This window comes from Morganella sp. B601, assembly GCF_051172335.1.
Taxonomy (GTDB): Bacteria; Pseudomonadota; Gammaproteobacteria; order Enterobacterales; family Enterobacteriaceae; genus Morganella; species Morganella morganii.
Map to the genome: position 1 here is coordinate 94,098 of NZ_JBPIZE010000004.1, position 13,593 is coordinate 107,690.

The following is a 13,593-nucleotide window of genomic DNA, read 5'->3' on the forward strand; positions in this document are numbered from 1 at the left end:
ATGCGAGTGATCGTTTATGGCAGTTTGCGGCAGAAACAGGGCAACCATCATTGGATGACCTATGCCGCCCTGCTGGGAGAATATACGCTTGAAGGCTATGACCTGTATGATTTGGGACACTATCCTGCGGTGGTACCGGGAACCGGTTCGATCGAATGTGAAGTGTACCGGATCTCCTCGTCGATCCTGACTGAGCTGGATGAATTAAAAAAAGATGGTCAGGATTACCGGCGTGAATTGGTTTCAACGCCGTACGGCAGTGCCTGGATTTACTTATATCAGCGTCCGGTGGACGGACTGGTGAAGATAAACAGCGGGGACTGGCTGAAACGGCACGAGGCAGAAGGCCCGGAAAGCGAATGATTTCCCTGTGAATAAAAAAACCGCTGTGAAAACAGCGGTTTTTTTTGTCTCTGAAACGGACTGCGGATTATTTTTTCGCAGCGCGTTCGAAAGAAGCAATGATTTCAGCTTTGGCGGCAGCAGCATCTTCCCAGCCGTCAACTTTCACCCATTTGCCTTTTTCGAGATCTTTGTAGTGCTCGAAGAAGTGAGTGATCTGAGCTTTCAGCAGCTCAGGCAGATCGTTCACATCTTTAATGTGATCGTATTCTTTGCTCAGTTTGGTGTGCGGAACCGCAACCAGTTTGGCATCTTCACCGGATTCGTCGGTCATTTTCAGTACGCCGACAGGACGGCAGCGGATCACTGAACCCGGCTGTAACGGATACGGAGTCGGAACCAGCACGTCTACCGGATCACCATCCAGAGATAAGGTGTGGTTGATGTAACCGTAGTTGCACGGGTAGAACATGGCGGTTGACATGAAACGGTCAACAAACAGTGCACCGGATTCTTTATCAACTTCGTATTTAATCGGATCTGCGTTAGCAGGGATTTCGATAACAACATAGATATCTTCCGGCAGATCTTTACCTGCAGGAACATTATTCAGGCTCATGAACGGATTCCTTAATCTTCAGAACAAATAGCGTGGCGGATATTATAACGAAAAAAAGGCGGTGGTATACCGCCTTTTCCTTCGCTTACTGTTGGTTACTTCCCGTTTTCGTCCGGGAATTCCGCCATAAAGCTTTCGGCTTTCTCTACCATTGAGCGGGTACCGACAAAGTACGGTGAACGCTGGTGGAGTTTTTCCGGAATGATATCGAGGATACGGTTCTTACCGTCACTCGCTTTACCGCCGGCCTGTTCCGCGAGGAATGACATCGGGTTGCACTCATACAGCAGACGCAGTTTGCCGTTCGGGTGGCTTGCGGTGCTCGGGTAGATGTAAATTCCGCCCTTGAGCAGGTTGCGGTGGAAATCCGCCACCAGAGAGCCGATATAACGGGTGGTGTACGGGCGGTCAGTTGCCGGATCTTCTTCCTGGCAGTATTTGATGTATTTTTTCACGCCGACAGGGAAACGGATGTAGTTCCCTTCGTTTATAGAATACATTTTGCCGTTTTCCGGGAATTTCATATCGGCCTGGCACAGGCAGAACACACCCAGAGACGGGTCATAGGTGAAGGCGTGAACACCGTTACCGGTGGTGTAAACCAGCATGGTGGAAGAGCCGTAAACCACATAACCGGCAGCAACCTGGCGGTTACCCGGCTGAAGGAAGTCAGCTTCGGTGACCGGCTGGCCCAGCGGGGTGATACGGTGGTAAATAGAGAAAATAGTACCGACTGACACATTCACATCAATGTTGGATGAGCCGTCGAGCGGATCCATCAGAACCACATATTTGGCGTTTTCCGCACGGCCGCCCTCAAAAACAACGATGTCGTCTTCTTCTTCGGAGGCAATACCGGCAACTTCACCACGGGCTTTCAGCGCGGCTTTCAGTTTCTCGTTGGCATAGAGATCCAGTTTCATCTGGACTTCGCCCTGCACGTTTGAGATACCATTAGTACCAAGGATATCAACCAGCCCGGCTTTGTTGATATCACGGTGAATAATCTTAGCGCCTAACTTAATCGCGGAGAGGAGTGCAGTCAGTTCTCCGGTGGCGTGAGAAAAGTCCTGCTGTTTTTCGACGATAAATTCGCCTAATGTTTTCATGACGTACGTCCTGAAGTGGGTGAAATAAAAGTATTACGAAAGCGGTTGCCCGTAAACGCGGGTGCAAGTTTAGCCAAAGAAAATCATAATTGATAGGCTAATCCGTTTCAGTTCTTTTGAGAGATGGTTAGAATAGTGACCAACGTCATGCTATTGGATAAAAAATAATGCATATTCATATTCTCGGTATCTGCGGCACCTTCATGGGCAGCCTGGCTATCCTGGCCCGTGCACAGGGGCACAAAGTGACCGGTTCGGATCAGAATGTCTACCCGCCGATGAGTGATTTACTGACAGAGCAGGGGATCGAACTGATTCAGGGTTATGACCCGGCTCAGCTGACGCCGCGCCCGGATATGGTGGTGATCGGCAATGCCATGAAGCGCGGAAACCCGTGTGTCGAGGCGGTGCTGAACCAGGGTATTCCCTACACTTCAGGGCCGCAGTGGCTGCATGACCATGTATTACCGGAGCGCTGGGTGCTGGCGGTTGCCGGGACTCACGGCAAAACCACCACCGCGGGTATGCTGGCGTGGATTCTGGAAGACTGCGGCTATCAGCCGGGCTTTCTGATCGGCGGTGTTCCGGGGAACTTTGATGTTTCCGCCACGCTGGGTAACAGCCCGTTCTTTGTTATCGAAGCAGATGAATATGACTGTGCATTCTTTGATAAACGCTCAAAGTTCGTGCATTACAGCCCGCGCACGCTGCTGCTCAACAACCTCGAGTTTGATCACGCGGATATCTTTGAAAACCTCGCTGCGATTGAAAAACAGTTCCATCATCTGGTACGTGTGGTGCCGGGTGACGGCAAAATTATCGCCCCGGCGCAGGATGCCAATCTGAAACAGGTGCTCAGTATGGGCTGCTGGAGTGAGGAAGAGTACACCGGCGACAATGCCCGCTGGCAGGCGGAGAAAGTCACCAATGACTGCGGTGAGTTCGATGTGCGTTATGACGGTGAAATCAGCGGCCGCGTAACCTGGGGACTGGTGGGTGAGCACAATATGCAGAACGCCCTGATGGCGGTGGCTGCCGCACATCACGTCGGTGTGCCGGTCGCGGAAGCCTGCCGTGCGCTGGGTAAATTTATCAACGCCCGCCGCCGCCTTGAGCTGCGCGGTGAGGTGAACGGTATCAGTGTCTATGATGACTTTGCGCATCACCCGACGGCGATTCTGGCCACATTACAGGCACTGCGCAGTAAAGTCGGCGGCACGGCCCGCATCCTCGTGGTTCTGGAGCCGCGTTCAAACACCATGAAAATGGGGATCAGCAAAGACGATATCGCGCCTGCGCTGGGTCGTGCGGATGAAGTCTTTATCTTCCAGCCGGCGAATATTCCGTGGCTGGTCAGTGAAATTACCGAACGCTGTGTACAACCGGCATACTGGAGCGGTGACCTGGATGCGCTGACCAATATGGTGGCCGAACATGCACAGCCGGGGGATCATATCCTGGTGATGAGTAACGGCAGCTTCGGTGGTATCCACGATAAACTGCTGGAAAAACTGAAGTAATCAGAGAAAAAATAAAAAACCGCGCGGTGCATCAGTACCACGCGGTTTTTTTATGATTAACGGCGGATTACAGTTCCTGCTCGAACAGGGCGAGAATCGCTTCGTAAAGCTGTTCTGTGGTGAAATCTTTGGCCGGTGTCGAGAAAATAGTGTCATCCCCGGCGATACTGCCGAGAATGCCCTCAGATTTGCCGATGGAATCCAGCAGACGGGCAATCAGCTGTGCTGCTCCCGGGCTGGTACGGATAACCACAACCGAGTCATTGTAATCAATATCCAGCACCAGGTTTTTTAACGGGCTGGTGGCTGTCGGAACACCCAGTTCCGCAGGCAGACAGTAAACCATTTCCATTTTCGCGTTACGGGTGCGGACAGCACCGAACTTGGTCAGCATCCTGGAAATCTTGGACTGGTTAATATTCTCAAAGCCCTCTTCCTGCAGGGCGGTGACGATCTCCCCCTGAGAGCTGAATTTCTCTTCTTTCAACAGCGCCTTAAACGCCTTGATCAGATCTTCCTGTTTAGAAGGTGCGCGCATAGTCTTTCCTGCAAATTTGGATACGAACCTTATTATTATGCGGAAAAATGCATTTTTATGCAAATTAAACCCTGTGGTCTGACCGGGGGAAACCGCATTAATGGTCAAAACTGGTGATCAGCTCACGTAATTGACATTGCTTATGACTCTGACCGGGTTATCACCGGAGGTAAATATATTGTTAATTAAATGAGGTTGTTATCAGTTACGCATCGGTATATTAACGTACATGACTATAAGTGCGCTTAAAGTAAAATAATTGTCAAAATAGTGTTCCTTATCTCATTAACAGATAAGCGATTTGTATAGAATGGATAACAATAGACAAACAGATTCAAATGCGTGAATATGCAACCAGTCTGTTAAAATATTGTATTCACAGCCCTCATGCACGGATTCGCGCCTGATGCGCAATCGTGCTAACCGTCCCAAGTTAAGGAGTCTCAGGATGAAAGTTGCAGTTCTCGGAGCAGCAGGTGGTATTGGTCAGGCTCTCGCCCTTCTTCTTAAAACCCAGCTTCCTTCAGGTTCAGATCTTACTTTATATGATATCGCACCGGTCACACCGGGTGTGGCAAAAGATCTCAGCCATATTCCGACCGATGTCCGGATCACCGGATTCGCGGGAGAGGATCCTACCCCTGCATTAGAAGGCGCGGATATTGTCCTGATTTCTGCCGGTGTGGCCCGTAAACCCGGCATGGATCGTTCTGATCTGTTTAATGTGAACGCGGGGATCGTCCGCAATCTGGTGGAAAAAATTGCCAAAACCTGTCCGAAAGCATTAATCGGCATCATCACCAACCCGGTGAACACCACAGTGGCGATCGCGGCAGAAGTGCTGAAAAAAGCCGGTGTGTATGACAAAAATCGCCTGTTCGGCGTGACCACGCTGGACATCATCCGTTCCAACACCTTTGTGGCGGAGCTGAAAGGCAAGAAACCACAAGAGCTGGAAGTACCGGTTATCGGCGGCCACTCCGGTGTGACCATTCTGCCGCTGCTGTCTCAGATCCCGGGTGTCAGCTTCAGCGACGCGGAAATCGACAGCCTGACCAAACGCATCCAGAATGCCGGTACTGAAGTGGTGGAAGCCAAAGCAGGCGGCGGGTCCGCAACACTCTCTATGGGCCAGGCAGCCGCGCGTTTCGGCCTGTCACTGGTTCGCGCGATGCAGGGCGAGAGCAATGTGGTGGAATGCACTTATACCGAAGGTGACGGCAAATACGCCCGTTTCTTCGCTCAGCCGGTCGTGTTAGGCAAGAACGGTGTTGAGAAGCGTCTGGACATCGGTTCACTCAGTGCATATGAAGAGAAAGCACTGAACGGCATGCTGGATGTGCTGAAGGCTGATATTGCGCTTGGTGAGAAATTTATTAACAGCTGAATTATTAAATAGTTGTATTTATTTTTTTTGAGCCGTAAATAAAACCGCTAATTACGATTAGCGGTTTTATTGTTTTTATAAGTATATATTGAAATTAATTAGTTACCTTCACTCTTATTTTCCTATCTAATAATTCACCTGTGATAGAATTAAAATAACGGCTGGGCCAAATCTCTGACGGATGGACGGCGAGAAAGTCTGCGATGAGCCATTCACCCTTCGGCCACGGCCGGGAAAGCGCGTTAGCAAGCGTTGAGGAGCTGAGTCCCGCACTGCGCGACAAGGCAGCCAGGGTTGTCCCCCGTTTCTTCAGCGATGCAATTATATCAGCAGGGTGCCAGTCAGATTTACCGGAATCCATATATTGAGTCCTTTTTATTTTAGATTAATGTTGTGTTAGTGGTATAAATAACGGGTTGCCATCACATTAAAGATGAACCCAATTCGTTATTAAGAAAATAAAATACCATTATTTTTCTAAATATTTTCTTAAATTTTTTCTTAAAAATATCTTTTTTGAACTCTGTTACAGAATTAAGAAACAGAATGAAAATGGGCAGGTAACACAAAGGAATGAATGAAGTAAGCATATTTACTTACTTAACATAAGGAGTTTGTTGATGAAACAAAAGCGGTTTTTACCTGTTATCAGGCGTGATACGCCAGCAGCAGCACTGAGCCGGATCTCATTTTCTGCCCGGTGGTCATTGTAGTCAGTGTTTACCGTTGTTGTAATAAAATATGCCGATTATTCACAAAAAGATGATGCTTTATCCTTGTGTTTGTAAAATATTCTCGTGAAAATCGGTGCAAATCCGGAAGCTGTTAAAAAATTCAGTGTAGCTAAAGCATTTGTCATTTTTAGGAAAGTGCCCGGCAAATTCACGCAGTTTAAGCACAGAACTTGCCGATTTTTTGCTGAAAATGGGTTGCAGGAGAAAAGATGAAAAAAGAATGGTATTCCGCGAAGGAATTGGTTGGTTTGGCGGGCTTGCCATCATCTCCTCAAGGTGTCAACCTGATGGCGAGACGGGAAGGCTGGCACCAGCGGCGCAAGCGCGGCGTGCAGGGAAAAGCAGTCGAATACAGTATCGATAGTCTGCCGGATGAAGTTCAGGCGATCCTGCATGCATGTGATAACAGCGCAAGCTATCAGGCGAAACGGCAGGATGCGTTTCTGATCTGGGTGGAAGCCTATTATCAGCTGACCAGAGAAGAACGGGAGAAAATCGTCACGTTCATTCTGCGGGAAGGGCTGGCTAAACTGATCCAGCATCTTGATGCACAGGAGCTTCCGGGCAGCCGGGAGCCGGACGAAAAACCGGAATAAAAAAACGGGATCTGTGAAGATCCCGTTTTCTCATGCAACGATCAGGCTGAGCGGCGGACTGCGATATGGGCCAGGCCGGCCAGTGCATCTTTGTACTGTGAGTCCGGCAGTGCGGACAGGGCTGCGATAGCTTTGTCTGCTTCTTCTTCGGCGCGGGCATAGGTGTAAGCCAGAGATCCGCAGCGCTTCATGGTCGCAAGAACCTGCTCCAGCAGGTGACGTCCGTTACCCTGTTCAATTGCCTGACGGATCAGTGAGGATTCTTCCGCATTGCCGTTGTGCATGGCGTGGAGCAGCGGGAGTGTCGGTTTGCCTTCGTCGAGATCATCCCCGGTATTTTTGCCGAGTGTCGCGTTATCCGCATCATAATCCAGAACATCATCGATCAGCTGAAACGCGGTACCGAGAAAGCGGCCGTAATCCTGAAGGGCTTTCTCCTGTTCCGGTGTGGCACCGGCCAGGATTGCCGCAGACTGTGAGGCAGCCTCAAACAGGCGGGCAGTTTTGCTGTAGATAACCTGCATGTAATCCGCTTCGCTGATATCCGGATCGTTGCAGTTCATCAGCTGTAGCACTTCCCCTTCCGCGATCACGTTTGTCGCTTCTGACATCAGTTTCAGCACACGCATGGAATCCAGATCCGTCATCATCTGAAAGGATCGTGTGTAGATAAAATCCCCGACCAGCACACTGGCGGCATTGCCGAACACTTCGTTGGCCGTCTGTTTGCCGCGGCGCATGTCGGATTCATCCACCACATCGTCGTGCAGCAGCGTGGCGGTATGAATAAATTCGATCAGGGCCGCCACCTGAATATGTTTGTCGCCGTCATAGCCCAGAGCCCGGCCGGTCAGCACAGCGATCATCGGGCGGATCCGTTTCCCGCCGCCGCTGATAATGTAGTAACCCAGCTGGTTGATAAGTGATACGTCCGAGGTCAGCTGTTTTTGAATCTTTTGATTGACTGCGGCCATATCATCCGCAGTCAGCGCGATTATTTGTTCTGAGTTCATATGACTTGCTTTAACCTTGTTTTTGACATCCCGATCAAAGGTAATGGTTTATGATAGCAGCGTTTTTTTATATTTTATGATTGTACTGTAAAAAAGCTGCAAATAAACGGCTATCTGTAAAGTGACGTTTTTTTACCATTAGATCGTTTTCAGCACTTGTCATTTGCAGCGTTTTTGCGTAAAATCCGCGCCCTATTGTGAATAATTTTATAGTGCACTCTGAGAATCAAATTTTATGGGGTGTGCGGAAAGCGGAGTTAATATGTACGCGGTTTTCCAAAGTGGTGGTAAACAACACCGGGTCAGCGAAGGTCAAATCGTTCGCTTGGAAAAGCTGGACATCGCAACAGGTGAAACTGTTGAGTTTGACCAGGTTCTGATGGTTGCAAATGGTGAAGACATCAAGATCGGCGCTCCAGTCGTTGAAGGTGTTAAAATTAAAGCTGAAGTGGTTACACACGGTCGCGGCGATAAAATTAAAATCGTTAAGTTCCGTCGTCGTAAACACAGCCGGAAACAGCAGGGCCACCGTCAGTGGTTCACTGATGTTAAAATTACCGGTATCGCTTAAGTTAATAGGAGAGCAGATCAATGGCACACAAAAAGGCTGGCGGCTCGACTCGAAACGGTCGCGATTCTGAAGCAAAACGTCTGGGTGTAAAACGTTTCGGTGGTGAAGCTGTATTAGCAGGCAGCATCATCGTTCGTCAGCGTGGTACTAAATTCCACGCAGGCAGCAACGTAGGTTGCGGTCGCGACCACACTCTGTTCGCGTTAGCTGACGGAAAAGTCAAATTCGAAGTTAAAGGCCCGAAAAACCGTAAATTCATCAGCATCGAAGCTGAATAAGTTTTTCACGTCTTAACCGAGTCCGAAAGCCCTGCAAACCTTTTGCAGGGCTTTTTATATGCGTAAAACGTCATCCCGGGTCATACTGAACCGGTAGTCCGGACACGGCAACGTTACGGAGAAAAGTAATGAAATTTGTAGATGAAGCTAAAATCCTGGTTGTGGCAGGAGATGGCGGCAACGGATGCGTGAGCTTCCGTCGCGAAAAATATATTCCGAAAGGCGGACCAGACGGCGGAGACGGCGGCGATGGCGGTGATGTATACCTCCAGGCCGATGAAAACCTCAATACCCTGATTGATTACCGTTTTGAAAAATCATTCCGCGCTGAGCGGGGTCAAAACGGTCAGAGTCGTGACTGTACCGGTAAACGGGGCAACGATATCACGATTAACGTGCCTGTAGGCACCCGTGTGCGCGATATGACCACCAATGAGGTACTGGCGGACATGTTGCAGCACGGACAGCGTCACATGGTTGCCAAGGGCGGATTTCACGGCCTGGGTAACGCACGTTTTAAATCATCCGTTAACCGTGCACCGCGTCAGCGCACCATGGGTACCCCGGGCGAAACCCGCGAACTCATGATGGAACTGATGCTGCTGGCTGACGTCGGGATGCTGGGGATGCCGAATGCCGGTAAATCCACCTTTATCCGTTCTGTCTCTGCGGCAAAACCAAAAGTGGCGGACTATCCGTTCACCACACTGGTACCGAGCCTGGGTGTGGTGCGGATGGATAACTCACAGAGCTTCGTGGTCGCGGATATCCCGGGACTGATCGAAGGTGCATCTGATGGTGCCGGTCTGGGGATACGTTTTCTGAAACACCTGGAACGCTGCCGCGTGCTGCTGCACCTGATCGACATCTGTCCGGTGGATGAAAGTGATCCGGTGGAAAATGCGAAGATCATTGTCGGTGAACTGGAAAAATACAGTGAGAAGCTGGCAGAGAAGCCGCGCTGGCTGGTCTTCAACAAAGTCGATCTGATTGATCCTGAAGAAGCGAAAGCCCGCTCTCAGGCGATCGCGGATGCGCTCGGCTGGGAAGATAAATTCTATATGATCTCTGCGGTCAATCACGAAGGCGTGAAAGCACTGTGCTGGGATCTGATGGAATTCCTCAACACCCATGCCCGCGAAGCCGTGGCTGAAGTGCCGGCTGCGGACGCAAAAGTGGACTTTATGTGGGATGATTACCACAAAGAGCAGCTTGAGCAGGCAGAAGACGATGATGACTGGGACGACGACTGGGATGAAGACGACGAAGAAGGTGTCGAGTTCATCTGGAAGAAATAATCGCCAGAATCCTGAGCAAAGAAAAACCCGGTGAATACGCCGGGTTTTTTATTGCCATTAGTTTTTCAGCAACTCAGTAATTCCGGTATAAATCCTTATACAAATGCCCTTCAAAGCGAACCAGTGGCACACGGCGGCTGCGCTGCTCGGCAGGCGGGACGGCATAAGCGGAAATAAACTGCACAAACGCAATGCGTTGTCCGCTGGCGGTGGTGAGGAATCCGGCCAGATTATACACGCCCTGCAATGAACCGGTTTTGGCGGAGAGCTTACCGTTAACGCCCGCTTCTGTCAGACCGCCGCGGTATTGCAGTGTGCCGTCATAGCCGGAGAGCGGCAGCATTTTGATAAATTGCAGCTGATCATCATGCTTGGCTATAAATTGCAGCACTTCCATCATGGTCGCCGGGGTGATCAGGTTGTGACGGGATAATCCGGAGCCATCCACCATCACGGTATTGCCCATATCAATACCGGCTTTCTCTTTCAGTACCTGACGGACGGCCTGCTGGCCGGAACGCCAGGTGCCCGGCACGCCGTAATAGCTGCGGCCGATGGTGCGGAAAACTTCATCGGCAATCATATTGTCGGATTTTTTCAGCATTTTGGTCAGCAGGGCATGCAGCGGGGCGGATTGGGTCTGTATCAGTACGGTGCCCGGCTGTTCCGGGTGCGTCTGACGGCGGACATTGCCGCTCAGGGTGATCCCGGCGTGGATCAGTTCATTTTTGACGATCGCCCCGGCGTAGCTTGCGCCGTTCTGGACACCGAATGCCAGCGGCAGCGGCTCGCTGCGCTGATTCATACAGCCGGTGATGGTATAGCGGTTAAGTTCACCCGGCACCACATCCAGCTCACAGAAGCGCCCTTCGGCAGAGCCGCGTTCGAGGGTTTTGACCTCACTGAACATATTGACCGGATAATACTCCGAGGTGCGGATATAGGCTGTATCGCCGGGTTTTTCCCCCGGGTACAGCGTCACTGAAAAGCAGTTACGGTCGATGATCGCGGCACCCGGCGGGGCACTGAAGCACTGGGTTAAATCATTCCATACCCAGCCCGGTGCTTTGTCATGACTGGCAAAGGCAGAGATATCGATCACCAGATCACCGTCGATGGCCTGTACCCCGGCTTTACGCAGTTCATTGACCATATTGCGGATCTGCTGGCGGGTGAGGGTCGGATCACCGGTAAAACGGGTGATTAAATCCCCTTTCAGGGTAGTGCCTTCAACGTGTCCTTTGGTTTCCAGACTGGTGGTAAAACGGAAATCCGGCCCCAGCTGCAACAGGGCGGCAAGTGCCGTCACCACTTTCTGGGTACTGGCGGGCAGTGCCATCTGCTGCCCCTGGTATTCCACGATTGGCTGAGAATCGCCCACCCGCTGCGCAATCATCGCCAGGTTTGTACCGGCGGGCAGATATTGGGTATATTGTTCGACCGGGGTGGCTGCTGCACCTGCAGCCAGTAATACTGACAATCCCATCGCATATGCGAGCCGGGTAAAAACATTCATTGAGCGACCTATCCATCACAATCGGGGGTGAGAGCCCGTTATACTAAAGCCACGGACCGGTAAAAGTAAACGATGACCCGCATTGCGCTCCGGGATAGAATACCGGGACAGGATCTCAGTTCAGCCCGCGCGGATAACGCGTCAACCGCGCTGACAGCATCCGCAGTGCGATGGCCGTATCAGCGCAGATTTACACGGTTTTACTTAATAGTAGTGTGCCACACATGGCGCATAAGGTACTGTTATCGTTTAATCAGGATGATATGACTATTACTTAGGAATGATTCAGAGGTAGAGAATGAAACAAATCCCTATGACGGTACGCGGCGCAGACCAACTGCGTGAAGAATTAGAATTTCTCAAAAATGAGCGCCGTCCGAAAATTATCGCTGATATCGCGGAAGCCCGCGAGCACGGCGATCTGAAAGAAAACGCAGAATATCACGCCGCCCGTGAGCAGCAGGGTTTCTGTGAAGGCCGTATTCAGGAGATCGAAGCCAAGCTCTCCAATGCGCAGGTGATTGATGTCACCAAAATGACCAACAATGGCCGGATTATTTTCGGTGCGACCGTTACCGTTTTTAACGTCGCAACGGATGAAGAGCAGACTTACCGCATCGTGGGTGATGATGAGGCTGATATCAAATCAAACCTGTTGTCAGTGAACTCCCCGATTGCACGCGGCCTTATCGGTAAAGAGGTTGACGACGTGGTTGTCATCCAGACACCGGGCGGTGAAGTTGAGTATGAAGTCATCAATGTGGAATACCTGTAAGCTGTGCCGTAAAAAAACAGCACAATACGGATATTTCATCAGAAAAATTCAGTGAAAGGCGTTTTTACTGAACTTTACATTCGGGTGGCAGAGTACAGAGGCGGCCCGGATATGAAGAAAATCTGAAAGGAATGCCACCGGCCGGACGATATCGTCAGAAATCATCTGCCGGTGGCATTTTTTTATAAATATGCAATTATCATTTAGGTAAAATGATCTTCCGGGCTTCCGACGGACGGTAGAGCACCAGAATTTTACCGATAATCTGCACATTGTAAGCACCGGTTTCACGCACAATCGCATCAGCAATCAAGGTTTTCATTTCACGGTCTTCGCCCGCGATTTTAACTTTGATAAGCTCATGATGTGTAAGAGCCACTTCAGTTTCTGCGAGTACGCCTTCAGTCAGTCCGTTGTTGCCAATCATGACAACCGGGTTCAGATGATGAGCGAGTGCTTTCAGGTGCTGGACTTGTTTTTTAGTGAGGTTCATCGTTTTTTTTGCTTAATAACTATTGAAAACGGTGTATTCTACCGCCATATCATGCTTATCACCATCATTAGGTGAGGAGTACTGTCTGCGGTAACGGGACTTTTCGTCCGGTTATGCGAAAAAACTGAGTCAGAAATAACAGGTTAGTCGGAAAACACAATGGCCAATAAAAAACGTTCAGCAAGCTCCGGGCGCTGGTTACAGGAACATTTTAGTGATAAATATGTTCAGATGGCGCAAAAAAAGGGGCTTCGCTCTCGTGCCTGGTTTAAGCTCGAAGAAATTCAGCAGGGCGATAATATTTTCAGACCGGGTATGACTATTGTGGATCTGGGTGCTGCACCCGGCGGCTGGTCACAATATGCTGTTAATCATATCGGTCAGTCCGGGCGTGTTATTGCCTGTGACCTGTTACCGATGGATCCCATCGTCGGCGTGGATTTCCTTCAGGGCGATTTCCGTGACGAAAACGTGCTGAAAGCTCTGCTGGGGCGCGTGGGGGATAAAAAAGTCCAGGTTGTTATGTCAGACATGGCACCAAATATGAGCGGAACTCCGGCTGTTGATATTCCGCGCGCGATGTATCTGGTTGAGCTGGCACTTGATATGTGCCGTTCTGTTCTGGCACCGGGGGGCAGTTTTATTGTTAAAGTCTTTCAGGGAGATGGCTTTGACGAGTACCTCCGGGAGGTTCGCTCCCTGTTCACGAAAGTGAAAATCCGTAAACCCGATGCTTCGCGGGCCCGATCGCGTGAAGTATACATTGTAGCGACAGGGTGGAAAGTGTAGTACCCTGTGCGTTAT

Annotated in this window: 16 protein-coding genes; 9 read left to right on the forward strand and 7 right to left on the reverse strand. The window is 50.4% G+C overall.

Going from position 1 to position 13,593, the window contains the following annotated elements:
- Positions 1-363, forward strand: a complete 363-nt coding sequence (locus tag ACSBQN_RS12010) for a gamma-glutamylcyclotransferase family protein (protein WP_024474259.1) — start codon at positions 1-3, stop codon at positions 361-363.
- Between the two features lie 67 nt (positions 364-430).
- On the opposite strand, the gene ppa is transcribed toward ACSBQN_RS12010, so the two are convergent.
- Together ppa and fbp are read right to left on the reverse strand one after the other, a co-directional pair.
- Entirely contained in the window at positions 431-961 is a 531-nt protein-coding gene (ppa, locus tag ACSBQN_RS12015; protein ID WP_004241379.1) for an inorganic diphosphatase, read from the reverse strand.
- Positions 962-1,056: 95 nt separating this feature from the next.
- The gene (fbp, locus tag ACSBQN_RS12020; protein WP_004234520.1) at positions 1,057-2,070 is read right to left on the reverse strand and encodes a class 1 fructose-bisphosphatase; all 1,014 of its coding nucleotides are present in this window, start codon (positions 2,068-2,070) and stop codon (positions 1,057-1,059) included.
- A 167-nt stretch (positions 2,071-2,237) separates the two neighbouring features.
- On the opposite strand from fbp, the gene mpl reads away from it, so the two are divergent.
- Positions 2,238-3,590, forward strand: a complete 1,353-nt coding sequence (mpl, locus tag ACSBQN_RS12025; protein WP_004234522.1) for a UDP-N-acetylmuramate:L-alanyl-gamma-D-glutamyl-meso-diaminopimelate ligase — start codon at positions 2,238-2,240, stop codon at positions 3,588-3,590.
- A gap of 67 nt (positions 3,591-3,657) precedes the next feature.
- Here the strand turns inward: mpl and argR are convergent, their stop codons facing one another.
- A complete protein-coding gene (gene argR, locus ACSBQN_RS12030) occupies positions 3,658-4,128 on the reverse strand; it encodes a transcriptional regulator ArgR (RefSeq protein ID WP_004234524.1) in 471 nt (156 codons plus the stop codon).
- A gap of 448 nt (positions 4,129-4,576) precedes the next feature.
- Between argR and mdh the strand changes: the two genes are divergently transcribed.
- Positions 4,577-5,515 (forward strand): malate dehydrogenase, encoded by a 939-nt coding sequence (gene mdh, locus ACSBQN_RS12035; protein WP_024474260.1) that lies wholly within the window; start codon positions 4,577-4,579, stop codon positions 5,513-5,515.
- A 94-nt stretch (positions 5,516-5,609) separates the two neighbouring features.
- On the opposite strand, the gene ACSBQN_RS12040 is transcribed toward mdh, so the two are convergent.
- Positions 5,610-5,876, reverse strand: coding sequence for a helix-turn-helix domain-containing protein (locus ACSBQN_RS12040; RefSeq protein ID WP_015422314.1), 267 nt, complete (start codon positions 5,874-5,876; stop codon positions 5,610-5,612).
- Positions 5,877-6,458: 582 nt separating this feature from the next.
- Between ACSBQN_RS12040 and ACSBQN_RS12045 the strand changes: the two genes are divergently transcribed.
- Positions 6,459-6,845: a DNA-binding protein gene (locus tag ACSBQN_RS12045; protein ID WP_004241382.1), complete on the forward strand. Its 387-nt coding sequence runs from the start codon at positions 6,459-6,461 to the stop codon at positions 6,843-6,845.
- 41 nt (positions 6,846-6,886) lie between these two features.
- Here ACSBQN_RS12045 and ispB read toward each other — a convergent pair whose 3' ends face one another.
- Positions 6,887-7,858 (reverse strand): octaprenyl diphosphate synthase, encoded by a 972-nt coding sequence (gene ispB / locus ACSBQN_RS12050; RefSeq protein WP_354633097.1) that lies wholly within the window; start codon positions 7,856-7,858, stop codon positions 6,887-6,889.
- A gap of 262 nt (positions 7,859-8,120) precedes the next feature.
- On the opposite strand from ispB, the gene rplU reads away from it, so the two are divergent.
- The 3 genes from rplU (at position 8,121) to cgtA (ending at position 10,005) form a co-directional block, all read left to right on the forward strand.
- The gene (gene rplU / locus ACSBQN_RS12055; RefSeq protein ID WP_004241383.1) at positions 8,121-8,429 is read left to right on the forward strand and encodes a 50S ribosomal protein L21; all 309 of its coding nucleotides are present in this window, start codon (positions 8,121-8,123) and stop codon (positions 8,427-8,429) included.
- Between the two features lie 20 nt (positions 8,430-8,449).
- On the forward strand, positions 8,450-8,707 hold the full coding sequence (gene rpmA / locus ACSBQN_RS12060) for a 50S ribosomal protein L27 (protein ID WP_004241388.1): 258 nt from the start codon (positions 8,450-8,452) through the stop codon (positions 8,705-8,707).
- A 128-nt stretch (positions 8,708-8,835) separates the two neighbouring features.
- Complete coding sequence (gene cgtA / locus ACSBQN_RS12065; protein ID WP_004241389.1) at positions 8,836-10,005, forward strand: Obg family GTPase CgtA; 1,170 nt, start codon at positions 8,836-8,838, stop codon at positions 10,003-10,005.
- Positions 10,006-10,078: 73 nt separating this feature from the next.
- Here cgtA and dacB read toward each other — a convergent pair whose 3' ends face one another.
- On the reverse strand, positions 10,079-11,491 hold the full coding sequence (gene dacB / locus ACSBQN_RS12070; protein WP_170927037.1) for a serine-type D-Ala-D-Ala carboxypeptidase: 1,413 nt from the start codon (positions 11,489-11,491) through the stop codon (positions 10,079-10,081).
- A gap of 328 nt (positions 11,492-11,819) precedes the next feature.
- Here dacB and greA point away from each other — a divergent pair, with 328 nt between their 5' ends.
- Positions 11,820-12,296 carry a transcription elongation factor GreA gene (greA, locus tag ACSBQN_RS12075; protein WP_015422313.1) on the forward strand — a complete coding sequence of 159 codons (477 nt, stop codon included), beginning with the start codon at positions 11,820-11,822 and terminating at the stop codon, positions 12,294-12,296.
- Between the two features lie 199 nt (positions 12,297-12,495).
- On the opposite strand, the gene yhbY is transcribed toward greA, so the two are convergent.
- Entirely contained in the window at positions 12,496-12,789 is a 294-nt protein-coding gene (yhbY, locus tag ACSBQN_RS12080; protein WP_004234544.1) for a ribosome assembly RNA-binding protein YhbY, read from the reverse strand.
- Positions 12,790-12,948: 159 nt separating this feature from the next.
- Between yhbY and rlmE the strand changes: the two genes are divergently transcribed.
- Positions 12,949-13,578 carry a 23S rRNA (uridine(2552)-2'-O)-methyltransferase RlmE gene (gene rlmE, locus ACSBQN_RS12085; RefSeq protein ID WP_004234546.1) on the forward strand — a complete coding sequence of 210 codons (630 nt, stop codon included), beginning with the start codon at positions 12,949-12,951 and terminating at the stop codon, positions 13,576-13,578.
- Positions 13,579-13,593: the final 15 nt, after the last annotated feature.